This window comes from Glycomyces salinus, assembly GCF_016428645.1.
Taxonomy (GTDB): Bacteria; Actinomycetota; Actinomycetes; order Mycobacteriales; family Micromonosporaceae; genus Glycomyces; species Glycomyces salinus.
Genome location: NZ_JAELXW010000052.1, coordinates 1 through 23,155, shown reverse-complemented (window position 1 = coordinate 23,155; position 23,155 = coordinate 1). Strand labels below are relative to the sequence as shown.

Annotated in this window: 27 protein-coding genes; 17 read left to right on the top strand and 10 right to left on the bottom strand. The window is 70.0% G+C overall.

From position 1 onward, the window contains the following. Nucleotides 1-22: 22 nt before the first annotated feature. From JFB92_RS15380 to JFB92_RS15350, 7 genes are all read right to left on the bottom strand, one after another. Nucleotides 23-781 carry an MBL fold metallo-hydrolase gene (locus JFB92_RS15380; RefSeq protein WP_199040583.1) on the bottom strand — a complete coding sequence of 253 codons (759 nt, stop codon included), beginning with the start codon at nucleotides 779-781 and terminating at the stop codon, nucleotides 23-25. A gap of 6 nt (nucleotides 782-787) precedes the next feature. After that, nucleotides 788-1,591: a glutamate racemase gene (gene murI, locus JFB92_RS15375; protein ID WP_199040580.1), complete on the bottom strand. Its 804-nt coding sequence runs from the start codon at nucleotides 1,589-1,591 to the stop codon at nucleotides 788-790. A gap of 133 nt (nucleotides 1,592-1,724) precedes the next feature. Then, the gene (locus JFB92_RS15370; RefSeq protein ID WP_199040577.1) at nucleotides 1,725-2,108 is read right to left on the bottom strand and encodes a hypothetical protein; all 384 of its coding nucleotides are present in this window, start codon (nucleotides 2,106-2,108) and stop codon (nucleotides 1,725-1,727) included. 26 nt (nucleotides 2,109-2,134) lie between these two features. Then, nucleotides 2,135-3,085, bottom strand: a complete 951-nt coding sequence (locus tag JFB92_RS15365; protein ID WP_199040574.1) for a PLP-dependent cysteine synthase family protein — start codon at nucleotides 3,083-3,085, stop codon at nucleotides 2,135-2,137. 18 nt (nucleotides 3,086-3,103) lie between these two features. Next, a complete protein-coding gene (locus JFB92_RS15360) occupies nucleotides 3,104-3,382 on the bottom strand; it encodes a MoaD/ThiS family protein (protein ID WP_199040571.1) in 279 nt (92 codons plus the stop codon). A gap of 80 nt (nucleotides 3,383-3,462) precedes the next feature. Continuing rightward, nucleotides 3,463-3,945: a M67 family metallopeptidase gene (locus tag JFB92_RS15355; protein ID WP_199040568.1), complete on the bottom strand. Its 483-nt coding sequence runs from the start codon at nucleotides 3,943-3,945 to the stop codon at nucleotides 3,463-3,465. Between the two features lie 44 nt (nucleotides 3,946-3,989). Next, nucleotides 3,990-5,231 (bottom strand): MFS transporter, encoded by a 1,242-nt coding sequence (locus JFB92_RS15350; RefSeq protein WP_199040565.1) that lies wholly within the window; start codon nucleotides 5,229-5,231, stop codon nucleotides 3,990-3,992. Between the two features lie 145 nt (nucleotides 5,232-5,376). Between JFB92_RS15350 and JFB92_RS15345 the strand changes: the two genes are divergently transcribed. The 13 genes from JFB92_RS15345 (at nucleotide 5,377) to JFB92_RS15285 (ending at nucleotide 16,606) form a co-directional block, all read left to right on the top strand. After that, the gene (locus JFB92_RS15345) at nucleotides 5,377-6,669 is read left to right on the top strand and encodes a nicotinate phosphoribosyltransferase (RefSeq protein WP_199040562.1); all 1,293 of its coding nucleotides are present in this window, start codon (nucleotides 5,377-5,379) and stop codon (nucleotides 6,667-6,669) included. Nucleotides 6,670-6,735: 66 nt separating this feature from the next. Further along, a complete protein-coding gene (locus tag JFB92_RS15340; RefSeq protein WP_199040559.1) occupies nucleotides 6,736-7,503 on the top strand; it encodes a sporulation protein in 768 nt (255 codons plus the stop codon). 160 nt (nucleotides 7,504-7,663) lie between these two features. Continuing rightward, on the top strand, nucleotides 7,664-8,182 hold the full coding sequence (locus JFB92_RS15335) for an EXLDI protein (protein ID WP_199040556.1): 519 nt from the start codon (nucleotides 7,664-7,666) through the stop codon (nucleotides 8,180-8,182). Between the two features lie 187 nt (nucleotides 8,183-8,369). Then, nucleotides 8,370-9,326: an ATP-binding cassette domain-containing protein gene (locus tag JFB92_RS15330; RefSeq protein ID WP_199040694.1), complete on the top strand. Its 957-nt coding sequence runs from the start codon at nucleotides 8,370-8,372 to the stop codon at nucleotides 9,324-9,326. Beyond that, nucleotides 9,323-10,111 (top strand): ABC transporter permease, encoded by a 789-nt coding sequence (locus JFB92_RS15325; RefSeq protein WP_199040553.1) that lies wholly within the window; start codon nucleotides 9,323-9,325, stop codon nucleotides 10,109-10,111. The genes JFB92_RS15330 and JFB92_RS15325 overlap by 4 nt, the downstream gene beginning before the upstream one ends. A 182-nt stretch (nucleotides 10,112-10,293) precedes the next feature. Beyond that, nucleotides 10,294-10,554: a hypothetical protein gene (locus JFB92_RS15320; RefSeq protein ID WP_199040551.1), complete on the top strand. Its 261-nt coding sequence runs from the start codon at nucleotides 10,294-10,296 to the stop codon at nucleotides 10,552-10,554. A 106-nt stretch (nucleotides 10,555-10,660) separates the two neighbouring features. Next, nucleotides 10,661-11,164 carry a P-loop NTPase family protein gene (locus tag JFB92_RS15315; protein ID WP_199040548.1) on the top strand — a complete coding sequence of 168 codons (504 nt, stop codon included), beginning with the start codon at nucleotides 10,661-10,663 and terminating at the stop codon, nucleotides 11,162-11,164. Between the two features lie 101 nt (nucleotides 11,165-11,265). Further along, the gene (locus JFB92_RS15310; RefSeq protein ID WP_199040545.1) at nucleotides 11,266-11,694 is read left to right on the top strand and encodes an SRPBCC family protein; all 429 of its coding nucleotides are present in this window, start codon (nucleotides 11,266-11,268) and stop codon (nucleotides 11,692-11,694) included. Nucleotides 11,695-11,865: 171 nt separating this feature from the next. Next, the gene (locus tag JFB92_RS15305; protein WP_199040542.1) at nucleotides 11,866-12,408 is read left to right on the top strand and encodes a hypothetical protein; all 543 of its coding nucleotides are present in this window, start codon (nucleotides 11,866-11,868) and stop codon (nucleotides 12,406-12,408) included. Between the two features lie 114 nt (nucleotides 12,409-12,522). After that, a complete protein-coding gene (locus JFB92_RS15300) occupies nucleotides 12,523-13,098 on the top strand; it encodes a copper chaperone PCu(A)C (protein ID WP_199040538.1) in 576 nt (191 codons plus the stop codon). Between the two features lie 9 nt (nucleotides 13,099-13,107). Then, complete coding sequence (locus JFB92_RS15295) at nucleotides 13,108-14,292, top strand: Dyp-type peroxidase (RefSeq protein WP_199040536.1); 1,185 nt, start codon at nucleotides 13,108-13,110, stop codon at nucleotides 14,290-14,292. 57 nt (nucleotides 14,293-14,349) lie between these two features. Further along, nucleotides 14,350-15,075: a DsbA family protein gene (locus tag JFB92_RS15290; protein WP_199040533.1), complete on the top strand. Its 726-nt coding sequence runs from the start codon at nucleotides 14,350-14,352 to the stop codon at nucleotides 15,073-15,075. A gap of 193 nt (nucleotides 15,076-15,268) precedes the next feature. Beyond that, complete coding sequence (locus tag JFB92_RS15285) at nucleotides 15,269-16,606, top strand: DUF5979 domain-containing protein (protein WP_199040530.1); 1,338 nt, start codon at nucleotides 15,269-15,271, stop codon at nucleotides 16,604-16,606. 80 nt (nucleotides 16,607-16,686) lie between these two features. Here JFB92_RS15285 and JFB92_RS15280 read toward each other — a convergent pair whose 3' ends face one another. The 3 genes from JFB92_RS15280 to JFB92_RS15270 form a co-directional block, all read right to left on the bottom strand. Then, nucleotides 16,687-17,544 carry an NAD-dependent epimerase/dehydratase family protein gene (locus tag JFB92_RS15280; protein ID WP_269847966.1) on the bottom strand — a complete coding sequence of 286 codons (858 nt, stop codon included), beginning with the start codon at nucleotides 17,542-17,544 and terminating at the stop codon, nucleotides 16,687-16,689. A gap of 121 nt (nucleotides 17,545-17,665) precedes the next feature. Next, nucleotides 17,666-18,811 (bottom strand): sensor histidine kinase, encoded by a 1,146-nt coding sequence (locus JFB92_RS15275; protein WP_199040524.1) that lies wholly within the window; start codon nucleotides 18,809-18,811, stop codon nucleotides 17,666-17,668. Between the two features lie 2 nt (nucleotides 18,812-18,813). Further along, nucleotides 18,814-19,479 (bottom strand): response regulator transcription factor, encoded by a 666-nt coding sequence (locus JFB92_RS15270; protein WP_199040521.1) that lies wholly within the window; start codon nucleotides 19,477-19,479, stop codon nucleotides 18,814-18,816. A 141-nt stretch (nucleotides 19,480-19,620) separates the two neighbouring features. Between JFB92_RS15270 and JFB92_RS15265 the strand changes: the two genes are divergently transcribed. Genes JFB92_RS15265 through JFB92_RS15250 form a run of 4 tightly spaced genes read left to right on the top strand, consistent with a single transcriptional unit; the run spans nucleotide 19,621 to nucleotide 23,036 of the window. Then, nucleotides 19,621-20,145, top strand: coding sequence for a hypothetical protein (locus JFB92_RS15265; RefSeq protein WP_199040518.1), 525 nt, complete (start codon nucleotides 19,621-19,623; stop codon nucleotides 20,143-20,145). Then, nucleotides 20,145-21,209, top strand: a complete 1,065-nt coding sequence (locus JFB92_RS15260) for a peptidoglycan-binding protein (protein WP_199040515.1) — start codon at nucleotides 20,145-20,147, stop codon at nucleotides 21,207-21,209. Before JFB92_RS15265 ends, JFB92_RS15260 begins: the two co-directional genes overlap by 1 nt. After that, complete coding sequence (locus JFB92_RS15255; protein ID WP_199040512.1) at nucleotides 21,206-21,874, top strand: ABC transporter ATP-binding protein; 669 nt, start codon at nucleotides 21,206-21,208, stop codon at nucleotides 21,872-21,874. Before JFB92_RS15260 ends, JFB92_RS15255 begins: the two co-directional genes overlap by 4 nt. Then, nucleotides 21,861-23,036 (top strand): ABC transporter permease, encoded by a 1,176-nt coding sequence (locus JFB92_RS15250; protein ID WP_199040509.1) that lies wholly within the window; start codon nucleotides 21,861-21,863, stop codon nucleotides 23,034-23,036. The genes JFB92_RS15255 and JFB92_RS15250 overlap by 14 nt, the downstream gene beginning before the upstream one ends. The last annotated feature ends 119 nt before the right edge of the window (nucleotides 23,037-23,155 follow it).

Below are 23,155 nucleotides of genomic sequence, written 5' to 3'. Positions count from 1 at the left end.
CCGAGAATGTGCCAAGCGGGCTTCAGAACTGGTGGACCTGACCGGGGGCGACCACTTCGACCGGTCCGGTGTAGGAGGCGCGGGCCTCGGCGAGGGTGCCCTCGCGCGGGCCCCACGACTCGACCAGGTGGGTCAGCAGGAGGCGGCCGGCTCCGGCCTTGGTGGCGAACTCGCCGGCCTCCTTGCCGGTGAGGTGGACGTCCTTCGGGTTCTCGCGGCCCTCGTGGTAGGACGCCTCGGCCAGGAGCACGTCGCAGTGGGCGGCGAGCGACTCGAGCGCCTCGCAGGGGCCGGTGTCGGACGAGTAGGCCAGGCTGGACCCGGCGTGCTCGACGCGCACGCCGAAGGTCTCGATCGGGTGGGCGACGCGGTCGACGGTGACGGTCAGCGGCCCCAGCTCGAACGTGCCGGGCTCGAGTTCGCGGAAGTCGTACACGTCCCGCAGCGAGGGGTGGCACAGCTCCCCCTGGCCGCCGTAGGCGGCGACGATGCGGTCGGCGACCCCGGCGGGGCCGTAGAGCGGGATCGGCTCGGGCTGGACGCCGGGCGAGTAGCGGCGCATGACCGCGTAGCCGCAGGTGTCGAAGAAGTGGTCCGGGTGCAGGTGGGTGACGACGATCGCGTCGAGCAGGTGCGGGTCGACGTGCTTCTGAAGCTCACCGAGCGCACCGGTGCCGAAGTCGATCAGCAGCCGGTAGCCGCCGGCCTCCACCAGGTAGGCCGAACACGGGGTGTCCGGGGCCGGGAATGAGCCGGCGCATCCGATCACAGTCAGTTTCATGGCAGATCACACCTTGTCCAATGCGGCCGCCGCGGCGTTTGGAAACAGGTTTCCGAGAAAGCGACGCGCGGTCCGGGTGAAGGCCTCGGGATCGCCGGTGGCCAGGAAGCGGTGTTCGGCCGGCCCGGCGCCTCCGGCCAGGAGGCCGTTCTCGGTCAGCACCCGGTAGAGTTCGCGGGCGCATTCGTCCGCGGACGACACCAGCGTCACGTCCTCTCCCATCACCAGTCCTATGAGTCCCGACAGCAGCGGATAGTGGGTGCAGCCCAACACGACCGTGTCGACGTCGGACTGCTGTAGCGGCTCAAGGTACCCCTGGGCCAGGCCCAGGAGCTGTCGGCCGGTTGTCACTCCCCGTTCCACGAAGTCCACGAACGCCGGGCAGGCCACCGCGGTGACTTCCATCCCGGGCACCACGTTGAACGCGTCGGCGTAGGTCCCCGAGGAGACCGTGGCGACCGTCCCGATCACTCCGACCCTGCCGGTCCTCGTGGTCGCGACCGCGCGGCGCACCGCGGGCCTGACGACCTCGACGACCGGGATGTCGTAGCGGTCCCGCACGTCGGCCAGGCTCGCCGCCGAGGCCGAGTTGCAGGCGATCACCAGGGCTTTGACCTGCTGATCCACCAAGTGGTCGCAGGCTTCCAAAGTGAGCTTGCGTACCTCGGCGATGGGCCGGGGCCCGTACGGGACGTGCTCGGTGTCGGCGACGTAGAGCAGCCGCTCGGCGGGCAGCGTTTCGGCGACCGCTCGGGCGACGGTCAGGCCCCCGACACCGGAGTCGAAGATCCCGATGGGCGCGTCGTTCATGGGGTCCGAGCGTACGTCCAGAAACGGTTCGAGCGCCCGTTCTCGGCACGGGATTGTCGTCAAAATGACATGGTGGCGATCGCCACACAATTAACGTGCGGCGTCCTCTGAAAGGCGCGTATGGGATCCTCGGTCAGCCCATCGACAGCATCGCGAAGGCCGCCAGGAGGGTCGCGGTGGCGGCGGCCATGAACATCCACGGGACGCCCTTGAACCGGAGTGTCGCGAACGCCATCATCGTCAGCAGCATGCCAAGGACCCCGGTGGAGATGAACGCCGGGGCGAACCAGCCGGGGCCGTCGCCGAAGATGCGGAACAGGCCCACGATCGCCGAGACCGAGCCGGCCAGCACCAGCAGGAGCGCCCAGATGGCCACGCCGGCCAGCCGGCGCAGCCGCACCGCCGCGGCCTCGCCGCGGCGCGTCTGGGGGACGAGGCCCCCCGCGCCCGGCCCGCCCTGCCTCGGCAGGGCCGGCGCCTGGCCGACGAGTGGGCTCTGCTGCTCGGAGGTACTCACGGACTCAGACTAGCAAGTGGACCGAATCACGCCCAGACCTGGCCGTCCAGGGCTCCGGCCGCGTCGTCCAGGTCGTCGGAGTAGGCGCCGGTGGACAGGTACTTCCAGCCGGAGTCGGCCACCAGCAGTGCGATGTCGGCGCCGCGCCCGGCCCGGTGCGCCTCGCGCGCCAGCGACAGGCCCGCGTGCAGGACCGCGCCGGTCGACAGGCCCACGAACAGGCCCTCGGCCGACAGGATCTGGCGGGTGCGTCGCAGCGCGTCCTCGGTGCCGACGCTCAGGCGCCGGTCGAGCACCTTCTCGTCGTACAGCTCGGGCACGAAGCCCTCGTCGAGGTTGCGCAGGCCGTACACCAGTTCGCCGTAGCGGGGCTCGGCGGCCACGATCTGGACGTCCGGCACGTGCTCGCGCAGGTACCGGCCGATGCCCATGAGGGTGGCGGTGGTGCCCAGGCCGGCCACGAAGTGCGTGATCCCCGGCAGGTCCCGCAGGATCTCGGGCCCGGTGCCCTCGTAGTGGGCGGCCTCGTTCGCCGGGTTGGCGTACTGGTTGAGCATGACCCACTCGGGCTTGTCGAGGGCCATCTCGCGGGCCTTGGCCACCGCGGCGTTGGAGCCTCCGGCGGCCGGGGAGAACACGATCTCGGCGCCGAAGGCCGTCAGCAGCTGGCGGCGCTCCAGGGAGGTGTTCTCGGGCATGACCGCGACCAGCCGGTATCCCTTGCGCCGGGCGAGCATCGCCACGGCGATGCCGGTGTTGCCCGAGGTCGGCTCCAGGATGGTGCCGCCGGGTTCGAGGCGCCCCTCGGCCTCGGCGGCCTCGATCATCTTGGCGGCCACCCGGTCCTTGACCGATCCGGTCGGGTTCTGTCCCTCCAGCTTGGCCCACAGCCGGACCTCGGGGGAGGGCGAGAGCCGCGGCAGGCCCACCAGCGGTGTGTCGCCGAGGACTCCGGTGATGTCTTCGTAGCGCGCCACGGCGAATCGCTCCCGGGCCTACATCCCGCCCGCGACCGCGGGCAGGATCGTGACGGAGTCGCCGTCCTCAAGCTTGGCCTCCAGGCCGCCGATGAAGCGGACGTCCTCGTCGTTGACGTAGACGTTGACGAAGCGGTGGAGGTTGCCCTCGTCGGTGACCACGCGGCCCTTGAGGCCGCTGTGGGAGGTGTCGAGGTCGTCGAACAGCTCGGCGAGGGTGGAGCCGGCGCCGGAGACGACCTTCTGACCGCCGGTGTGCTGGCGGAGGATGGTGGGAACGCGGACTTCAACAGACATGGATACGTCTTCCTTCTTACGTGCTTGAGTGTGAAAAACGGCAGACTCGTCTCGCCGTCCGTGGCCGGCGGCGCGGAGATTCAGTGACAGTCGTAGACCGTCGAGTCGGGGCTGTGCGCGAACTTGTAGGTCTGGACCGCGTCGGGCGCGCCGATCGCCTCGATCGGCTCCTCGGTCACCTCGCCCTCGGAGATGCGGAACGACCTGACCTCGGCGATCGCCGGATCGCGGGTGGTCACGAGCAGGTAGTGCGCCTGCGGCAGACCCAGCTCGGAGGCGATCCCGGCGTCGGAGCGGGAGGGGTAGGCCTCGGTGGCGGTGTGCGAGTGGTAGGCGACGACGACTTCCTCGTCGTTGTCCCACATCTCGTCGTAGACCCGCTTCCACTCTTCGGCGTCGAACTCGTAGAAGGTCGTGGAGCGGGCGGCGTTGGTCATCGGGATGTGCCTCTTCGGCTCCCCGGTGCCCTCGGGTCCGGCGACGAGTCCGCACGCCTCGTCCGGGTGGTCCGCCCGGGCGTGGGCGACGATCGCCTCGACCAACTCATGCGCTATCCGCAACACGACGACAAGGGTACACACTCCGCCGGGGCCCGCGCCTCCGTCGCTCAGGTCGTGGGACGCGGCGCGGGCGCCGGGAGCGGGGCGGTCAGGGCCGCCACCATGACCGCCAGCGGCACCAGTGTCGACAGCCACAGCACCAGCTCGAACGAGCCGGTCCAGGAGTAGAACAGCGCGTACAGCAGCGGCGCGAACGCGCTGAAGGTGATGGTCACTCCCGAGACCACGCCGCGGATCGCGCCGATGTGGGCGGTGCCGAACAGGCGCGGGGTGATCCCGTTCTCGATCGCCCGCAGGGCGTTGCCGCAGGCGCCGAACAGGACGCCGAAGCCGACCGCCGACCAGCCCGGGGCGGCCATCGTCCCCCAGGCGAAGGCCGCGGCGAAGGTCACCATCGAGGCGGCGATGACCAGCCGCGGGTTGGCCCGGTCCAGGACCGTCCCCACCAGCAGGGTCGCGGCGGTCCCGGCGATCGCCTGCGGCAGGAAGTTCGCGGCGGCCTCGGTCGCCGACAGGCCCCGCTCGCCCAGCAGCGCGATCAGGTGGAAGCCGACCGCGGCGTTGAAGAATCCGGCGGTGGCGAAGACCCCCACCAGGACCCAGAAGAACGGCTGCCGCATCGCCTGGCCGCGGGTAAGGCCCCACTCGGCGGCGCGGCCGCGGCCGTTGGCGGGGTCGCCGTCGACGAACTGGCCCAGGTCGGCCGGGCGGTTGCGGACCCCGAACACGGCCAGCGGCAGCAGCACGAGAGCGACGACGGCGGCCTCGGTGAGCATCGCGACGCGCCAGTCGTAGGCGGCGATGATGCGCTCCAGCGGCACCGGGGAGAGGGCGATGATGCCGCCGCCGACGGCGATCTGGAGGCTCAGGACGCGGCCGCGGCGCTTGGCGTACCAGCGGGAGGCGAGCGTGGCCGCGCACAGGCCCAGCGCCCCCTGGCCGAGCATGCGGATGCCAATGAAGCCGAGGGTGAGGCCGAAGAGGTCCGCGGCGAACGCCAGCCCGACCATGGCGAGACTGAAGGCGGTGACGACGATCGACATGACCAGGCGCACGCCGAACCGGTCGACCGCGCGGCCGACCCACGGCAGGGCGAACGCGCCGGAGAGCGTGCCGATCATGTACGCGGCCGAGACGGCGGTGCGTCCGACGCCGAGTTCGGCGATCATCGGGTCGATGAACACCGAGATCGAGGCGGTCTGGCCCGGCGCGGTCAGTCCCATCGCGAGGGTCGCGATGACGACCATGCGGGGGCCGGAGAACTTCCTCTCGGCATTGACGGCGATCACTGGGGGCGGCGCTCCTAGGGGATGTGGAAGCTACTGGCCGACCGGCTAGGTAAGCCCTTTCCAAAGTACAGGCCGAGGCCCCGCCGGGCAATAGCCGCCGGGCGATCGGCGGCCGAAGTGATCGACGTGGACTAATCTCGGACGCATGTCCGTTACTCTGCCGCGCACCCCGCTCTACACCGATCACTACGAGTACACGATGCTCGAGGCCTCGCTGCACGACGGGACCGCCGACCGGCCCAGCGTGTTCGAGGTCTTCGGCCGCCGCCTGCCGACCGGCCGCCGCTACGGCGTGGTGGCCGGGATCGGGCGCATGGCCGACGCCATCCGGCGCTTCCGCTTCGAGGACGGCGACCTGGAGGGCCTCACCGAGCGCGGCGTGATCAAGGAGTCCACGGCCGAGTGGCTGGCCGGCTTCCGCTTCTCGGGCGACATCGACGTCTACGCCGAGGGCGAGCTCTACTTCCCCGGATCGCCGATCGTGACCGTCTCGGGCGGCTTCGGCGAGTGCGTGCTGCTGGAGACCCTGGTGCTGTCGATCCTCAACCACGACTCGGCCGTGGCCGGGGCCGCGGCCCGCATGGTGACCGCCGCGCGCGGCCGCCCGATCCTGGAGATGGGCTCCAGGCGCACCCACGAGACCGCCGCGATCGCCTCCTCGCGGGCCGCCTACCTGGCGGGGTTCTCGGCGACCTCCAATCTGGAGGCCGGGAGGCGCTACGGGGTGCCCACGGCCGGGACCAGCGCGCACGCCTTCACACTGCTGCACCGCTCGGAGGAGGACGCGTTCCGCGCTCAGATCGAGGCGTTCGGCACCGACACGACGCTGCTGGTCGACACCTACGACATCACCCAGGGCATCCGCAACGCCATCAGCGTGGCCGGGCCGCGCCTGCGGTCGATCCGGATCGACTCGGGCGACCTGGACGTGATGGCCACCGGCGCCCGCGAGCTGCTGGACGAGCTGGGAGCGCCGGACACCAAGATCGTCGTCTCCGGCGACCTCGACGAGTACTCGATCGCGGCGCTGGCCGCCGCGCCGGTCGACATGTACGGGGCCGGCACTGCGGTGGTGGTCGGATCGGGGGCGCCGACCGCGCAGTTGGTCTACAAGCTCGTCGAAGTGGAGGGTCGTCCAGTCGCCAAGCGCAGCGAGCACAAGGGCACCACCGGGGGCCGGAAGTCGGCGGTGCGCCGCCACAAGCCGACCGGCACGGCCACAGAGGAGGTCGTCGTCTCCCAGGGGGAGCCGGAGTCGATGCCGGGAGACAAGCGACTTCAGGTGCCGCTCTTCGTCTCCGGTGAGCTGGCGCCGCAGCCGACATTGGAGGAGTCGAGGGAGCTGCTTCGCCAGCGCCTCATCTCGATCCCTTGGGAGGGTTTGAAACTCTCACCCGGTGACCCCGCGGTGCCGGTCGTGATGAGCCGGGCTTCCTAGCACGATACGATTCACGCACCCGATTGACTCCTCCTTGCACGATCCTCCCGGAAAGGACTCACCCCAGTGGTGTTCAACATTCTCAAGCAAGTCCTCGGCGCTGGGGTCTCCGTCGATACCGCGTTGACCAGCACCCACATCACTCCAGGTGGGACGCTCCAGGGTTCGGTGACCTTCACCGGCGGTGAAGTGGCGGGGAAGGTCGAGGGCATCGAGATCGACTACACCGCCGTGGTCGAGGACGACGCCAAAGGCGAGGACAAGACCTTCGTCGCCGACTTCTTCTCGGCGCAGGTCTCCGGTCCGTTCAATCTCGCCCCAGGGACCAGCCACTCGATCGACTTCGAGGCCGCCGTGCCCTGGGAGACGCCGCTGAGCGCCGTCGCCGGCCGCCCGCTGCCGGGCATGAAGCTCGGAGTGGCGACCAAGCTGGCGCTCGACAACGCCTTCGACAAGGGCGACCTCGACGAGCTGTCCGTCGAGCCGCTGCCGGTGCAGACGGCGGTGATGGAGGCGCTGGAGGGCCTGGGCTTCACCTTTCAGCAGGGCGATTTGGAGAAGGGCACGATCCCCGGCTCGCACATGCCGTTCTACCAGGAGCTCGAGTACTGGGCCACCGGCGAGTACGCCGACCGGCTCAAGGAGCTCGAGGTGACCTTCGTGTCGAGCCAGGCGAACACCGACGTGGTCCTCCAGACCGACAACCCCGGCGGCCTGATCACCCCCGACCACAACCGTTTCGTCCGGTTCGGGGTGCCCACCGACGAGCCCGGCGATGTGGAGGAGATGCTGCGCGCCCAACTGGAGCAGCTCATCCAGCGCAAGGAGATCTAGTCCGCCAGCAGGCATTACAGCCGCAGGGCCGTCAACGTGATGTCACGTTGACGGCCCTGCGGCATTTTATTTGGCGTCAAAGTCTTGCCATCCCTCCGCGTATACGTATATGATATGCGTATACATACACGAGACCGCGGAAGGAGGTTAGGATGCGGCCATGCCCAACAAGACGATCTACGTTTCCGACAAGGACCTCCCGCTCTACGAGCGGGCCCAGGAACTGGCGGGCGGGAACCTCTCGAAGGCGATCTCCACCGCGCTGCGCAAGTTCGTGGAGGCCGCCGAGGGCCGTCTCGAGGGCTACCAGGAGATCACCGTCAAGGTCGGCGTCGGCCCCGGACGCAAGCGCCGCCGCCAGCGGTTCACCGGCGTCAAGCTCGGCGAGGGCGGCCGCGTCAACGAGAAGGGCCGGGTCGAGCAGTTCACGGTCTACCGCTCCAAGAGCGGCAAGTACGTGGTCCACATCGAGCGCAGCGCCGACTGGAACGTCGGCGGCGCCACCGATTGGAAGGCCCAGCTCGGCCTCGGTGCCATGAGCTGGGGATCGACCGCCGACGAAGGCCGTCTCGTCGTCGTCGAGACGCTCGAGGAGCTGGGGGGCCGGATCCCCGACGACCTGTACGAGATGGTCGCCTCCATGGCGGAGGAACCGCCCGTCGAAGACCTCGACATCTGACGAAGTCCACCTGATCTGACCACCGGCCCCGGGCCGGCAGCCGAACCTGCGCCCGAAACGGGCGCCCCACCGCGGGCGAGCCTGCGCCCAAAATCAGTCCACATTGAACACTCACTCGAAGGAGGGCCCGGACATGTTCGACCTCGGTCTGCTGTTCGCCCTCTACCCGCACACGAATCGAGGAACCATGAACGCCTCCGGACCACCGGCCATCGAGGCCCGCGGCCTGTCCAAGGCATACGGCGAGAACACCGTCCTGGACGGGATCGACATCACCGTGCCCAGCGGCAGCGTCTACGCCCTCCTGGGCCCCAACGGGGCCGGCAAGACCACCACCGTCAAGATCCTCTCCACGCTCATCGGCGCCGACCGCGGCGAGGCCCGCATCGGCGGCTGCGACGTCTTCGGCGACGCCGACCTGGTGCGCACCAAGATCGGCGTGACCGGCCAGTTCGCCGCCGTCGACCGCCTGCTCACCGGCCGGGAGAACCTGCACCTGATGGGCCGCCTGCACCACCTGCCGCGGACCGAGACCGCCCGCCGCGCCCAGGACCTGCTGGAACGCTTCGACCTGGTCGACGCCGCCAAGCGGGTGCCCGAGACCTACTCCGGGGGCATGAGGAGGCGCCTGGACATCGCCATGAGCCTCATGGGCGACCCGGAGGTGATCTTCCTGGACGAGCCCACCACCGGGCTCGACCCGCGCAGCCGCCGCACCATGTGGACTATCATCCGGGAACTCGTCTCCGAGGGCGTCACGATCTTCCTGACCACCCAGTACCTGGAGGAGGCTGACGAGCTGGCCGACCTGATCGCCGTCCTCGACGGCGGCCGGATCATCGCCGAGGGCACCTCCGAGGAGCTCAAGCGGCTCGTCCCCGGCGGGCACGTCAGCCTCCGGCTGTCCCGCGCCGACCAGGTCGAGACCGCCGCCCGGGTCCTCCGGGCCGGATCGGTCGACGCCGACCAGCTGACCTTGCAGGTCCCCGGAGACGCCTCGGTGGACTCCCTGCGGGGCCTCATCGACACCCTGGACCGCAACGCGATCGCCGTCGACGAGCTCACAGTCCACACCCCCGACCTCGACGACGTCTTCCTCGCCCTGACCGGGCGGCCCGAGACCCCGAAGGAGAACGCGCGATGAGCACAGCTTCCTACGTACTCACCGACTCGATGACCATGCTGCGCAGGCAGATCAAGCACATGGGGCGCTACGCCTCGCTCACGCTGATGCTCATCGGCATGCCCGTGGTGTTCCTGCTGCTGTTCGTGTACGTCTTCGGCGGCACGCTCGGCGACGGACTCGGCGGGGTGACCGGCGGCCGCGAGGCATACCTGGCCTACGTCGTCCCGGGGGTCCTCATGATGGCCGTCGCCGCCTCCGCGCAGGGGACCTCGATCAAGGTCGCCATGGACATGACCGAGGGCATCATCGACCGCTTCAAGACCATGTCGATCGCGCGGGTCTCGGTCCTGACCGGGCACGTGCTGGCCAGCCTCATCCAGATCGTGCTCGCCATCGCCGTCACCCTCGGCGTCGCGGTGGCCATCGGCTACCGGCCCGAGGCGAACCCCGCCGAATGGCTCGGGCTGCTCGGCGTCGTCGTCATGATCGGCTTCGCCATCACCTGGCTGGTGGTGGCGGCGGGAGTCACCGCCAAGAGCCCCGAGACGGCCAGCAACACGCCGATGCCGCTGCTGCTCCTGCCGTTCCTCGGATCGGCCTTCGTGCCGACCGAGTCGATGCCCGGCGCGATGCGGTGGTTCGCCGAGTACCAGCCGTTCACTCCCTGGATCGAGGTCGGCCGGGGCCTGCTGGACGGCACCGGGGTCGACGGGCTCGACCTGACCCTGGCGGTGTCCTGGGCGGTCGCGCTGGCCGCGCTCGGGTACACCGTCGCCAGACTCAAATTCAACCGAGCCGAATAGAGCCGGATTCCAGGAAACCGAGGGCGGGACGCGTACGCGTCCCGCCCTGCTTTGCTGAGGCGTGAACCACATTCGGCAAGTAGAAAGCATTACGAAGAAACGAATCGGCATTACGAGAATCAGTCGTGACTGATTCTGGCCATGCAGGACCGTGCAGATAGGTACCGTGCGCGTGTCGATGGTTGCCCGAGCAGCACAGATGTGCTTCCGTTGAAAGGAAGCGCATTGCGCTTCTGACATCAAAATATGGCCGGTGGGCCGCCACCGCCGAGGCGAACCCACCGATCTTCGGCTACCTCACCGGCCGGCCCTCCGGATCGCCGCTGCTCCAGATCACCGACCAAGCACAGCTGGCCTGGACCCGGGCGGGCAACCACTCCGAACAGCTCAAACGCGCCGGGCTCGAAGTCTGGCGCGAGGCCCAGCGCTGGTGCGAGGGCTGACTCGGATGCCGACGAGCCCGAACCAGAGCACCAGCAGGACTCACTTCAGGCGACATCCAGCGAAACCGTCATTGCGAACTCAATCCTCGGCTGCCATGGTGTCCGGGTGAGCATGACCATGGCCCTCCTCGGTGGCGCGCCCGGAGTCGGTAAGACGGCGACCGCACGCGAGTGCCTGGGGTTGTCGGCAGGTGGGTCGGCGCTGGTGCAGTGGATCGACGTCGACGCACTCTGGGCCCACCAACCCTGGCGAGTGAACGACACCATGATCGCGATGTTGCAGAGCAACCTGCGCGCCGTGATCGAGCACGCCGCCGACGCCGACGTGGACCTCCTCCTCGTCACCTGGGTGTTCCAGGACGCCTCGTTCCACGACCTGCTCGAATCGCTCGCCCCCGCGGAGGTCCGGACCACCACGGTCCAACTCCGCGCGGGCGAGCCCACCTGGAGGGCCAGGTTCACCGCCGACACGGCCCGGCCCGAGATCAACGCGTTCTATACCGACCGATACCGGGCCGCACAGGCGACTCCCGTCGACCACGTGATCGAGACTGATGGCCTTGACGTTCGTTCCGTCGCGCAGGCGACGATGACCGCTCTCGGCCTGTGAACGGCTTGCTTGGAAGAATTCTTCTCGAGGCCGATGAATCAGCTCCCCTGTCCGCGTCTGCATGTATGTAAGCGAAACATTCGCGTTCAAAGGGAGTAGCAATGACCACCAGCGAGAAGAAATTCCGGTACGAGCTCACGGCCGACATCGACGCTCCCGTCGCGAAGGTGTGGCAGGCGTGGACCGACGCGAAGCAGTACGAGGAGTGGAGCCGCTCGGCCCCCGGATCGGTCGCCCAGGACGTCCGGCCGGGCGGAAAATGGCAGGCCACCGTCGTCACTCCGGACGGCCAGGAGTTCCCCATCACCGGGTCCTACGGCGAGATCGTCGAGCACCGGCGCCTCGACACGATCATGGACGGACCCGGCGGAGAGCAGGAGCTCATTCGCGCGGACTTCACCGACCTGGGCGAGGACCGGAGCCGTATCACCATCACCCAGGACTGCGCCACCCAGGAAGACCACGACCAGTCCAAACTGGGCAGCCAGATGCTTCTCGACTGGTGCGTCGAATACGTCACCGGGTCTTGATCTCAAACATCCACAAGCAACACCTGAAAGGGCCCACGGGAATCGGATTCCCGCGGGCCCCTTCCGTGTCGGAATTCAACGGTCGTGCGCACCTCCCCCGGCCGCGTGACCGAGGCTTCTCCGGCGGATCCGACCCCGGTCCCGCCGAGGCGGTTATGCGAGAATCGCTCCGTGTACATCGGCCGACCGCTGCTCCGAGGGTTTCGCGCCCTGGTCTTCGCGGTCGTCTGCGTCGCCGTCTCGGTCGCGCTCCACGTCGTCGCCGGTGGCGCGCTGATCACCTCGGGCGCGTTCGCGACCGCGGTCGCCGCCCTGGTGCCGCTGGCGTTCCTCCTCGGCGGCGGGCAGCGCGGCGTCCCGACGCTGCTGGCCGCCTGCGCGGTCGCCCAGTCGGGCCTGCACCTGTGGTTCACCGCCGACGCCGGTCACGCCGGACACCTGATGCCGAGCCCGACGATGCTGCTGGTGCACGCGCTGGCGGCGGCGGTCTCGGCGGTGTGGCTGGCCCGCGGCGACGCGGCGCTGGCCGCGTTCTGCGACTTCCTGGTCCTCCTGTTCGGGCCCGCGCTGCGGCTGCGGCTGCTCGGCGCGCTCGAACCGGTCCTGCCGCCGCGGCCGGCGGCCGCGGCCCCGCCGCTGCCGCGTCCGCAGCTCGAACTGCTGGCATCGGCCGCCTCGCTCCGGGGCCCTCCCGCTCGCTCCCTCTCCCGATGACTCATTCACCGGCGGAGCCGTCCGAAACGGCGCCCGCCGCGAGCGACCGCACCGTTCACTGACCCCGGCACCGCCGTGGGCGCGGGCGCGCTCGCACCGACAGAGAGAGCGAACATGCGAAGCATCCTTGACAAGCAGATCTCCCCTGCCCGCGGCGCGGTAGCCGTGATCGCCGTGCTCAGCGCGGGCCTGCTCGCCGCCTGCGGCGGCAACGACGACGACACCGGGGACGACGCCGAGACCGCCGCGGCGGGCCAGGCCACCGCCGCCGATTCGGTGACCGTGGCCGACTCGTGGGTCCGCGCGACCGACAAGGACATGAGCGCCGTCTTCGGCATCCTCGAGAACGGCTCCGACACCGACGCGGTCGTGGTCTCGGCCGAGAGCGACCTGGCCACCATGGAACTGCACGAGGTCGTCGAGGAGGACGGCGAGATGGTCATGCAGGAGGTCCCCGGCGGCTTCACCATTCCCGCGGACGGCTCCCGCGAGCTGAAGCCGGGCGGCGATCACCTGATGCTGCTGGGCCTGACCGATCCGATCGTCGCCGGCGACGAGATCACCGTCGCCATCGAATTCGAGGACGGCTCCGAACTGGAGTTCACCACCGTCGCCAAGGAGTTCGAGGGCGGGGACGAGGACTACGAGCCCGGCGGCATGGACGACATGGACGACTCGGATGACATGTAGGGGCATGGCGTGGAACCGACACCGAAACGCCTGAACCGGCGCGGGCTGCTGACCGCGGCCGGCGGGGCCGCCGCGGTCGGCGCCGTCGGCACCGGTGCGGCCCTCGCGCTGCAAGGCGAGGACGAGCCGGAGGCGGAGGCCGCTCCCACGGCGACCGTCCCCTTCCACGGCCCGCACCAGGCCGGCATCGCCACGCCCGCGCAGGACCGCGCCGTGCTGCTGTCGCTGGACATCGGCGAGGAGGTCGACCGCGACCGCCTCGCCGCGGTGATGCGGCTGCTGTCCGACGACGCCGCCCGCCTCACCCGGGGCGTGCCGGCGCTGGCGGACGCCGACCCCGACCTGGCGGCCGAACCGGCGCGCCTGACGGTCACCTTCGGGTTCGGCCTCGGGCTGCTGGAGCGGATCGGCCTGGCCGACGCCGTTCCGCCGGGGGCCGTGCCGCTGCCCGAGTTCTCAGTCGACCGCCTGGAAGAGGCATGGTCGGGCGGGGATCTGTTGCTGCAGGTCTGCGGGGACGGCGACCTGACCGTCAGCCACGCGGTGCGGATGCTGGTCAAGGACAGCCGGTCCTTCGCGAGCGTCCGGTGGATCCAGCGCGGCTTCCTCCAGCGCCCGACCGACGGCGGCACGCCCCGCAACGTCCTGGGCCAGATCGACGGGACCGGCAACCCCGATCCGGAAGGGTCGGGGTTCGGCTCGGCGATCTGGATCGACGAGGGCCCGTTCGCGGGCGGGACTACGATGGTCGTCCGGCGCATGCGCACCGACCTCGACCAGTGGGACGAGCTCGACGAGGTCGGCAAGGACCGCGTCATCGGCCGCCGCATCTCGAACGGGGCGCCGTTGACCGGCGAGAACGAGCACGACACGGTCGACCTCGACGCGCGGCAGGACGACGGGCTCCCGGTCATACCGGCCAGCGCCCACGTCCGCCGCGCCGCCGAGGCCGGCGAGACGATCCTGCGCCGCCCATACAACTACGACGACGGACCGGACGCGGACGGGACGACCGACACCGGCCTGGTGTTCATCGCCTACCAGGCCGACGTCGCCCGGTTCACGGCCATCCAGGAGCGGCTGGCCGAAGCAGATCTGCTGAACGACTACGCCGTGCCGATAGGATCGGCGGTCTTCGCCGTCCCGCCGGGCTGCGAAGAGGGCGGCTGGATCGGCCAGACCTTCCTCGAATGAGATCCGCCGCGGCCGGCCCTCTGGGGGCCGGCCGCCGCTGAAAGGAATCCACAGATCATGGCAAAATCGCAGCGCAAGGCCGCGGCGGAGGCGCTACGCAGGCAGCAGGCCGCCGAGGCGCGCCGCAAGAAGATCCTGTTCGGCACCGCGATCGGCGCGGCCGTGCTCCTCATCGGGGGCCTGCTGGGCCTCGGCATCTGGTTGAACCGGGACGTGGAAGAGGAGGTCAACGAGCCGGAAGCGGCGACCACCGACACCTACGGCGTGCAGATCGGCGACGGACCGGTCGAGATCGACCTCTACATCGACTACATGTGCCCGATCTGCAACGAATTCGAGTCGGCCTACTCCGAGGACATCCAAGGCTGGATCGACGACGGTTCGGTGACGGTGAACTACCACCCGATCACGATCCTCGACCGGCTCAGCGAGGGCACCGAGTACTCGACGCGCGCGGCCTCGGCGGCGGTGTGCGCCGCCGATACCGGCGAGCAGGCATTCCTGGACTACTCGCTGGCGCTGTTCGCGAACCAGCCCGCGGAGAACACCCCCGGGCTCGACGACGACGAGCTGATCAGGATCGGCACCGAGGAGGCCGACCTCGGCGACGACTGGGAGCAGTGCGTGTCGGAGGAGACCTACCGGGGCTGGGTCCAGGCCGGCAACACCTCCGCCACGGAGGACCAGGGCGTGAGCGGGACACCGACCGCCGTCGTCGACGGCGAGACCGTCGACACGCAGGCCTTCGCCGACGAGGTCGAGGCCGCCATCGCCGCTTCCTGACCGGCTCCCGGGATGCCGGGGCCGATCCCCGCGGGGATCGGCCCCGGCCTCTCCTTCTCCGATGTTCTCGCTGCTTATTTGGGCGTGTTGCATCGCGGCGGAGCCTTTTGGACTGAGAATTGTCAGGTGGTCTCGGCCGTCGACGGTTCGGCCCGACCAGAGAGCACTCGAAGCCGCCACGGAGAAGGAAGTGATGGAATTGCAGGTAAGGCGAGGTTCTCGCTGGGCCGGGGGTACCGGTCTCGCGGCCGCGCTGGCCGCGGCCGTCGTATTGGCTCCCGCCCCCGCGTTCGCGCAGGGCGGCGGGCCGGAGACGGCGCCCTCGGATTCGCGGGCGGACTACCTGGACGACATGATCCAGTCCTGCGGGCAGGGCGGCTACGCCCCCTCCGACGGCTTCATCGAGCTGGCCGGGGATGGCACAGACACCGCAGACGACGGACTCGTCCGCGTGACCGGCGGGACGGTGCCCGAGCCGTTCCCGCCCGAGCACGAGGAGAGCCGGGATTCCTACGAGGGCATCAACGTAGAGATCACCGACATGGGCGAGGCCATGGGGGTCGTCGTCGATGCGGTGTTCGTCAAGGCCGCCACCGCCACCAACAGCTACACCTCGCCTTACACGCCGCCTGAACTGGGCCCGGACCAGTGGTACGTCGCTCCGCTGCTCCTGGCCGGCCAGGGGCAGCAGATCCCCGAGGTCAGCCACTACAACGTCTGCTACCACCTCGAGATGGAGCCGCCCAGCAAGGACAGCGGCTCTCTGACCGTGGCCAAGAGCGTCGAGGCCGGGGCCGGGGTCGAGACTCCCGAGTCGTACGAGGCCACTGTGGAGTGCACCGAGAGCGGCACGTTCGAGGTGACCTTCGGCGGCGCCGGCGGCCTGGGCACCTTCGAGGGCGGCGGGCACATACTCAGCGACCTGGCCGACGGCGAGACCTGCACCATCACCGAGGTCGAACCGGGAGACGGCGTCGTCGACTACCTGCCGAGCGACACGGTCACGATCGAGGCGAACGAGATCGTCCACGTGACCATCGTCAACGAGTTCGACGAGGCGCCTCCCGGCAAGTTGACGATCCTCAAGAAGGCCACCGGGGGCGAGACCGACCAGAAGTTCACCATCGAGTACGCCTGCCAGGACCCGGAGTCGCCGCTCGCCGGTGAGCTCGAGCTCGCGCCCGGGGAGACCGGGACCGTCGAGCCGATCGCCGCCGACGCCTTCTGCACCGTCATCGAACCGGCCTCGGGCCTGCCCGACGGCTGGATCCTGACCGGCTACGAGGTCAACGGGGGCGCGGAGCTGATGCTCGACGAGGACGACAACCCGATCTTCCGCGTCCCGGCGGGAGCGGAGGTCACGGTGAAGGTCAAGAACGAGAAGACCGCCGAAGAGGTGGTCCAGCCGGAGCCGAAGCCGAGCCCGACCCTGCCGGTGACCGGCGACGGCCCGTGGCTGGTCGTCGCGGCCGTCGCGATGGTCGCGGCCGGCGTCGTCACGCTCCTGCTGGTCCGCAGGCGGACCGCTTAGAGCGCTCGGGAAGTCATCGGGCCGGGGACTCCGCTGCTCGTCCCCGGCCCTTCCCCCTTTTATGCGGGCGGACCTGCCGGTCAGATGTGGTTCCGCCAAGTGTGCCGCGGGTCGTAGCCGAACAGCCGGCGGGCCTTCTCGGTCGACATCAGCGATTCGTGTCCCGAGACCGGACGGCGCAGCTCCAGGTCAGGGTAGTAGGCATTCACCAGGTCCATGGTCGGCGTGCTCATGACCGTGTCCGGGGAGGCGATCACGCAGACCTCCCGGCCCGCGCCCTCGCGCCCCAGCGCCAGGCGGATCGCCTGGGCCCCGTCGCGGGCGTCGATGTAGGACCACAGGTTCCACTTGCGCAGCAGCGGGTCGTCCTCGAAGGCCGGGAAGGCCGCGTAGTCGGAGACGTACATGACGTTCGAGAAGCGCAGGCCGGTGGCCTTGAGCTCGGGGTCCCAGCGGCAGAACTGCTCGACCATGGTCTCCTCCATGGTCTTGACCAGCGAGTAGGTCGACTCCGGTCGGGGGGCGTACTCCTCGTCGATCGGCAGGTACGGCGGCGGGGTCTCGAACGGCAGGCCCAGGACGGTCTCGCTGGAGGCCCAGACGATGTTCCCGATCCCGGCCAGCTTCGCGGCCTGGAAGACGTTGAACGTGGTCAGGGCGTTGTTGCGGAACGTCGCCGCATTCGCCTTCAGTCCCGGGGCCGGAATCGCCGCGAGGTGGACAAGCGCGTCGACCCCCTCGTAGCGGTCGTCGATCCCGGTGAGGGCCTCGACGGCCTGCCCGTAGTCGGTGAGGTCGACCTCGGTGTACGGCGCCAGCGCGTCGGTCGAGGGCGCCCGGTCCAGGTTGACCACCTCCCACCCGTGCTCGACCAGGTCGCGCACGCACGCCCTCCCGAGTTTGCCACTGCCACCGGTCACTGCCACGCGTCCTGCCATTCGAATGCCCTTCCGTCAGCTTTATCGGGCAAGACTAAGACCTGGAGCGCACTCCAGGCCAATATCGGCGACGGCAGAGGAGCGGATCAGTCGCTGAAGAGCTCCGAGGAAGGGTTCGAAGTCAAGCGGTGAACTCCACCGAGACTCTCAGGCCGCCGCCGCGCCGTGGCAGGGCCTTGATCTCGGCTCCGTGGACGCGGGCGATCGAGTCCACGACCGACAGGCCCAGTCCCACTCCCTTGGCCGAGTCGATCCGGTCGCGGTCCTCGCCGCGCCGGAACGGCTCGAACAGGGCCTCCACCTCGTAGGCGGCGACGACCGGCCCCGAGTTGACGACGGTCACCTGGGCCCGGCGATCCTTCGTCGAGGTGACGACCGAGACGTCGCCCCCGGAGTGGTTGTGTCTGATGCCGTTGTTGATCAGGTTCTCGACCAGGCGCTCCAGCAGCGTGGCGTCGCCCCGGAGGACCGCCGTCCCGGCGTCGACGCGCAGCACGACGTCGGCCGCATCGGCCTCGGACCGCAGTCGGTCGGCGACGTGGACAACGATGTCCGCCAGGTCGACCGGCGCCCGGTCGAGCGTGGCCTGCTCGGTGCGGGCCAGCGTCAGCAGGCCGTCGATGAGCTTCTCGTGGCGGGCGTTGACGGCCAGGAGGTTCTCGGCGAGCGTCTTGAGCCTCTGGTCCGCGTCCGGTCCGGCGGCGGCCACCTCGAGGAGGGTGCGGTTGATCGCCAGCGGCGTCCGCAGCTCGTGGGAGGCGTTGCCGACGAAGCGGCGCTGGCCCTCGAAGGCGCGGTCGAGCCTGCCCAGCATCTCGTCGAAGGTGTCGGCCAGGCGCTTGACCTCGTCGTTCGGGCCTTCGAGGTTGATGCGCTCGTGGAGGCTGCGGTCGGCGACCCGGCGGGCCGTGCCGGTGATGGCGTCGATCGGACGCAGCGCCCGCCCGGCGATGAGCCACCCGGCCATGACCGCGAGCACGCCGACCACCGCGAGCGCGGCTATCGACCAGATCAGCACCGATTGCATGGTCTCGTGGTTGTAGGCGTCCTGGGCGGAGAGGAATTCATCGGCTACCTGCTGGCGGGCCTCGCCGTTCGCCGAGATGGTGAGGTCGATGGAGTCGAAGTCGGCCCGGCTGAGCGCGAGGGACGGCAGGTTGTTGCCGGTCCGGTCTCTCACGACGATGTAGACCGCCGCGATCACGGCCGCCCCGGCCGCGAAGAACGCCGCCGAGTACCACAGTGTGAGCCTGGTGCGAAGGCGCATGCTCACCGTTCCTTCCTGACCGTGTACCCCGATCCGGGGACGGTCTCGATCACCGGCGGAGTGCCGAGTTTGCGGCGCAGGGTCATCATCGTCACCCGCACCACGTTGGTGGCCGGGTCGATGTGCTCGTCCCATGCCTTCTCGAGCAGCCGCTCGGTGGACACGGTCGCGCCGTCGGCGCGCAGCAGCTCGACCAGCACCCCGAACTCCTTCTTCGAGAGCGGCACGTAGCGGCCGTCCCGGAAGACCTGGCGGCGGGCGGTGTCGACGGTGAGCCCGGCCCGCTCGATCACCGGCGGCGGGGCGGGCACCGACCGGCGGGCCAGGGCCTGGACGCGCGCCACCAGCTCGGAGAAGGCGAACGGCTTGCCGAGGTAGTCGTCGGCGCCCAGTGACAGGCCCTCGACCCGGTCCTCGACCTCGGTGGAGGCGGTCAGCATCAGGATGCGGGTGTGGTGCGGGCCGTCGACGATCTTGCGGCACAGGTCGTCGCCGCCGACGCGCGGCAGGTCGCGGTCGAGGATGGCCACGTCGTAGTCGTAGGCGGCCAGCCGCAGCCGCGCCGAGTCGCCGTCGTAGCAGACGTCCACGGCCATCGCCTCGGCGCGCAGCCCTTCGGCTATCCCGTCCGCCAGCATCTTCTCGTCCTCGACTACCAGCACTCGCATACCCCGTCCTCCCGTCCGACTCGACCGTAAGTCTGCTCCGGGCCGCATAAGGGCCGCGTAAGCGAATTCGTTGACGCGGAACACACGCTCCCGGGTCTTCACTTGGCGGCGCAGACCGATCCCACAGATAGGAGCGGAACGATGAGAAGACTACTGCTCGCCGCAGGCGCGGCGGCGGCCCTGATGTTCACCGCGGCCTGCGGAGACGACGAGGGAGACGGCGGCGACGTGGCCAGCGCCGGCGGCGACGCCGAAACGAACGAGGAGTCCGCCGAGGACCTGAGTCAGGAGGAGGCGATGCTCGCCTTCTCCGAATGCATGCGCGAGAACGGCGTCGAGGAGTTCCCGGACATGGGCGACGGTGGAGCCACGATGGGCGAGGAGATCATCGACGACCCGGACTTCGACTCGGCCATGGAGGCGTGCCAGCACTTCCTCGAGGACTTCCAAGCGACGTCCGGAGGGCCTGGGGACACCTCCCCCCTCGACGAGGAGACCGCCAGGGAATTCGCAGACTGCATGCGCGAGAACGGCGTCGAGGAGTTCCCCGACCCCTCCGGCGACGGCATGGCCCTCACCAGGGACCTGCTCGACGACCCCGACTTCGAGGCCGCGCAGGAAACGTGCTCCGAGATCCACGAGATCGGACTCGGAGGCGGCAACTGATGAGCAGACGGAGGAACATCCTGCTGGGCGGCGGAGCGGCCGCCGCGGTGGTGGCGGCCGCCGGGGCGTTCGCGTTCGTGGACACCGGGAACTCGGAGGCGACCGCCGACGACTCGCCCGCCGCGACCACCGAGATCGAGCGCCGGGACATGGCCCGCACCGAGGACTTCGACGGGACCCTGTCCTACGGCACGGCGTACACGATGAACGGCACGCTCCAGGGCACGGTGACCGACATGGCCGAGCCCGGGACGGTGCTGGAGCCGGGCACGGCCGCCTACTTCGTGGACAACGAACCCGTCGTCGTCATGCAGGGCGAACTGCCGATGTGGCGCGAGCTGGCCCCCGGCACCGAGGGTCCGGACGTGCGCCAGCTCGAGGAGTACCTGTCCGAGAACGGCTACGAGAACTGGTTCACCGTCGACGACGAGTACACCTGGGCCACTGCCGAGGCGGTGGAGGACTGGCAGGCCGACATCGGCGCCGCCGAGACCGGCACGGTCCCGCTCGGCTCGGTGGTGTTCCTCCCGGACACGATGCGCGTGTCCGAGCAGCTCGCCTCGGTCGGCGACCCGGCGAACGGAGCGATCCTCGGCTACACCCGCGACCGGCGGAGCGTGACGCTCGAACTCGACGTCCTCGACCAGGACCTGGCCGAGGAGGGCCTGGCGGTCACCGTCACCCTTCCGGACGGCACCGAGGTCGACGGCGAGGTCACCGAGGTCAGCACCACCGTCTCCGGCGGCGGTTCCGAGGACGACATGGGCGGCGAGGAGGAGCCGACCACGATCGAGGTCACGGTCACCGTGGCCGACGACGAGGCGCTCGAGGACCTGGAGTCCGCCCCGGTCACCGTGGAGCTCACCAACGAGGTCCACGAGGACGTGCTCGCCGTTCCCGTCGAGGCGCTGCTGGCGCTGCGCGAAGGCGGCTACGGCCTGGAGATCTCCGACGGCTCCGCCACCGAGATCGTCCCGGTCGAGACCGGTATCTTCTCGCAGGGCATGGTCGAGGTCGCCGGCGACGGCCTGGAGGAGGGCATGTCGGTGGTGGTCCCCGAATGAGCGTCGTGACCCTGGACTCGGTGAGCAAGACCTACCCGGGCGTGACCGCGCTCGACGACGTCTCGCTGGGGATCGACTCCGGAGAGCTGGTGGCGATCGTCGGGCCCTCCGGCTCGGGCAAGTCGACGCTGCTCAACCTGGCCGGGACGCTGGACCGGCCGACCTCGGGAACGGTCCGCGTGACCGGCCACGAGGTCGGCGCGCTGTCGGACAAGCAGCTCTCGAAGGTCCGCGCGACCGCGCTCGGGTTCGTGTTCCAGTCCTTCCACCTCGCTCCCGGGGTGCCGATCCTGGACAACGTCGCCGACGGGCTGCTCTACTCCCGCATTCCGCGCGGACGCAGGCGCGAGCGGGCCGCCGAGGCGCTGGAACGCGTCGGCCTGGGCGACAGGACCGGCAGTCGGCCGCACGAGCTGTCCGGGGGGCAGCGGCAGCGCGTCGCGATCGCCCGAGCGATCGTGGGCGACCCGGACCTGCTGCTGGCCGACGAGCCGACCGGGAACCTCGACTCGCATTCGGGCGAGGTCGTCATGAAGCTGCTGCGCGAGTTGAACGACTCGGGCACGACGGTTGTGATCATCACTCATGACCGGGAGATAGCGGCGAGCCTGCCGCGCCGCATCGAGATGCGCGACGGCCGGGTGGTGCGCGATGCGGTGGGCTGACATCTGGCGGGCCGGGGCGTACGGCCTGCGCTCGCGGCCCCTGCGGGTGACCCTGTCGGCCATCGGGATCGCTATCGGCATCGCCGCGATGGTGGCGGTCGTCGGCATCTCGGCCTCCAGTTCGGAGGACCTGAACCGGAGGCTGGAGGCGCTGGGCACCAACCTGCTCACGGTCGGGCCCGGGCAGTCGATGTTCGGCGACGATTCGCAGTTGCCGCTGGTGTCGGAGGACATGATCGAGCGGGTCGGGCCGGTGCTGGACACCTCGGCGACCGGCCGGGTCCCCGACGTCGGCGCCTACCGCAACGACCGGATACCGGAGGTCGAGACCGGCGGGCTGACCGTCGACGCCGTCAGGCTCGACCTGCTGGAGGTGGTCGCCGGGGAGATGGCCGACGGGCGGTGGCTCGACGAGGCGACCGGCGAGTTCCCGGCGGTGGTGCTGGGGGCCGAGGCCGCCGACCGCCTGGGCGTGACCGAGGCGAACCCGGACGTGCAGGTGTGGATCGGCGACCAGTGGTTCAGCGTCGTCGGAATCCTCGAACCGGTCCCGCTGGCGCCGGAGCTGGACACCGCCGCGCTGGTGGGCTGGGAGGCCGCCGAGGAGTACCTCGACTTCGACTCCCACGCCACCACCGTCTACACCCGCGCCGCCGAGACGGCCGTGGCCGACGTGCAGTCGGTCCTGGCCACGACCGCCAACCCCGAGCACCCCGACGAGGTCGAGGTCTCCCGGCCCTCGGACGCCCTGGTGGCGGCCGAGGCCGCCGAGGAAACCTTCACCGGGCTGCTGCTCGGCCTGGGCGCGGTGGCGCTGCTTGTCGGCGGCGTCGGGGTCGCCAACACGATGGTGATCTCGGTGTTGGAGCGGCGCGGCGAGATCGGGCTGCGCCGCTCCCTGGGGGCTACGAGAAGGGACGTGCGCAGCCAGTTCCTGGCCGAGTCGCTCCTGCTGTCGCTCCTCGGCGGGGCCGGCGGGGTGGCGCTGGGCTCGGCGATCACGGCCGCCTACGCGGCCTGGCAGGGCTGGCCGCCCACGGTTCCAGCGTGGGTCCTGGGCGGCGGCGTGGCCGCCACCGCCCTGATCGGGGCGATCGCCGGGCTCTACCCGGCGGTCAAGGCCGCGCGCCTGTCCCCCACCGAGGCGCTCACGGCGCCCTGACCGGAGTGCGGCGGGCGCCGGGAAGGCGCCCGCCGCTTGGGGCCAGGGCGGGCCCGGAATGAGTGATCGCCAACCGCCACAGGTCGTGTCCGGTTGTCGGGTCCGTGTCGGCTCGGGGT

What these genes read in the sequence shown, in the direction of transcription:
- JFB92_RS15380 (WP_199040583.1), bottom strand. Translation starts at nt 781, where the DNA reads ATGAAACTGACTGTGATCGGATGCGCCGGCTCATTCCCGGCCCCGGAC.
- murI (WP_199040580.1), bottom strand. Translation starts at nt 1,591, where the DNA reads ATGAACGACGCGCCCATCGGGATCTTCGACTCCGGTGTCGGGGGCCTG.
- JFB92_RS15360 (WP_199040571.1), bottom strand. Translation starts at nt 3,382, where the DNA reads ATGTCTGTTGAAGTCCGCGTTCCCACCATCCTCCGCCAGCACACCGGC.
- JFB92_RS15345 (WP_199040562.1), top strand. Translation starts at nt 5,377, where the DNA reads ATGTCCGTTACTCTGCCGCGCACCCCGCTCTACACCGATCACTACGAG.
- JFB92_RS15335 (WP_199040556.1), top strand. Translation starts at nt 7,664, where the DNA reads ATGCCCAACAAGACGATCTACGTTTCCGACAAGGACCTCCCGCTCTAC.
- JFB92_RS15330 (WP_199040694.1), top strand. Translation starts at nt 8,370, where the DNA reads ATGAACGCCTCCGGACCACCGGCCATCGAGGCCCGCGGCCTGTCCAAG.
- JFB92_RS15325 (WP_199040553.1), top strand. Translation starts at nt 9,323, where the DNA reads ATGAGCACAGCTTCCTACGTACTCACCGACTCGATGACCATGCTGCGC.
- JFB92_RS15310 (WP_199040545.1), top strand. Translation starts at nt 11,266, where the DNA reads ATGACCACCAGCGAGAAGAAATTCCGGTACGAGCTCACGGCCGACATC.
- JFB92_RS15300 (WP_199040538.1), top strand. Translation starts at nt 12,523, where the DNA reads ATGCGAAGCATCCTTGACAAGCAGATCTCCCCTGCCCGCGGCGCGGTA.
- JFB92_RS15290 (WP_199040533.1), top strand. Translation starts at nt 14,350, where the DNA reads ATGGCAAAATCGCAGCGCAAGGCCGCGGCGGAGGCGCTACGCAGGCAG.
- JFB92_RS15285 (WP_199040530.1), top strand. Translation starts at nt 15,269, where the DNA reads ATGGAATTGCAGGTAAGGCGAGGTTCTCGCTGGGCCGGGGGTACCGGT.
- JFB92_RS15280 (WP_269847966.1), bottom strand. Translation starts at nt 17,544, where the DNA reads ATGGCAGGACGCGTGGCAGTGACCGGTGGCAGTGGCAAACTCGGGAGG.
- JFB92_RS15275 (WP_199040524.1), bottom strand. Translation starts at nt 18,811, where the DNA reads ATGCGCCTTCGCACCAGGCTCACACTGTGGTACTCGGCGGCGTTCTTC.
- JFB92_RS15270 (WP_199040521.1), bottom strand. Translation starts at nt 19,479, where the DNA reads ATGCGAGTGCTGGTAGTCGAGGACGAGAAGATGCTGGCGGACGGGATA.
- JFB92_RS15265 (WP_199040518.1), top strand. Translation starts at nt 19,621, where the DNA reads ATGAGAAGACTACTGCTCGCCGCAGGCGCGGCGGCGGCCCTGATGTTC.
- JFB92_RS15260 (WP_199040515.1), top strand. Translation starts at nt 20,145, where the DNA reads ATGAGCAGACGGAGGAACATCCTGCTGGGCGGCGGAGCGGCCGCCGCG.
- JFB92_RS15255 (WP_199040512.1), top strand. Translation starts at nt 21,206, where the DNA reads ATGAGCGTCGTGACCCTGGACTCGGTGAGCAAGACCTACCCGGGCGTG.
- JFB92_RS15250 (WP_199040509.1), top strand. Translation starts at nt 21,861, where the DNA reads ATGCGGTGGGCTGACATCTGGCGGGCCGGGGCGTACGGCCTGCGCTCG.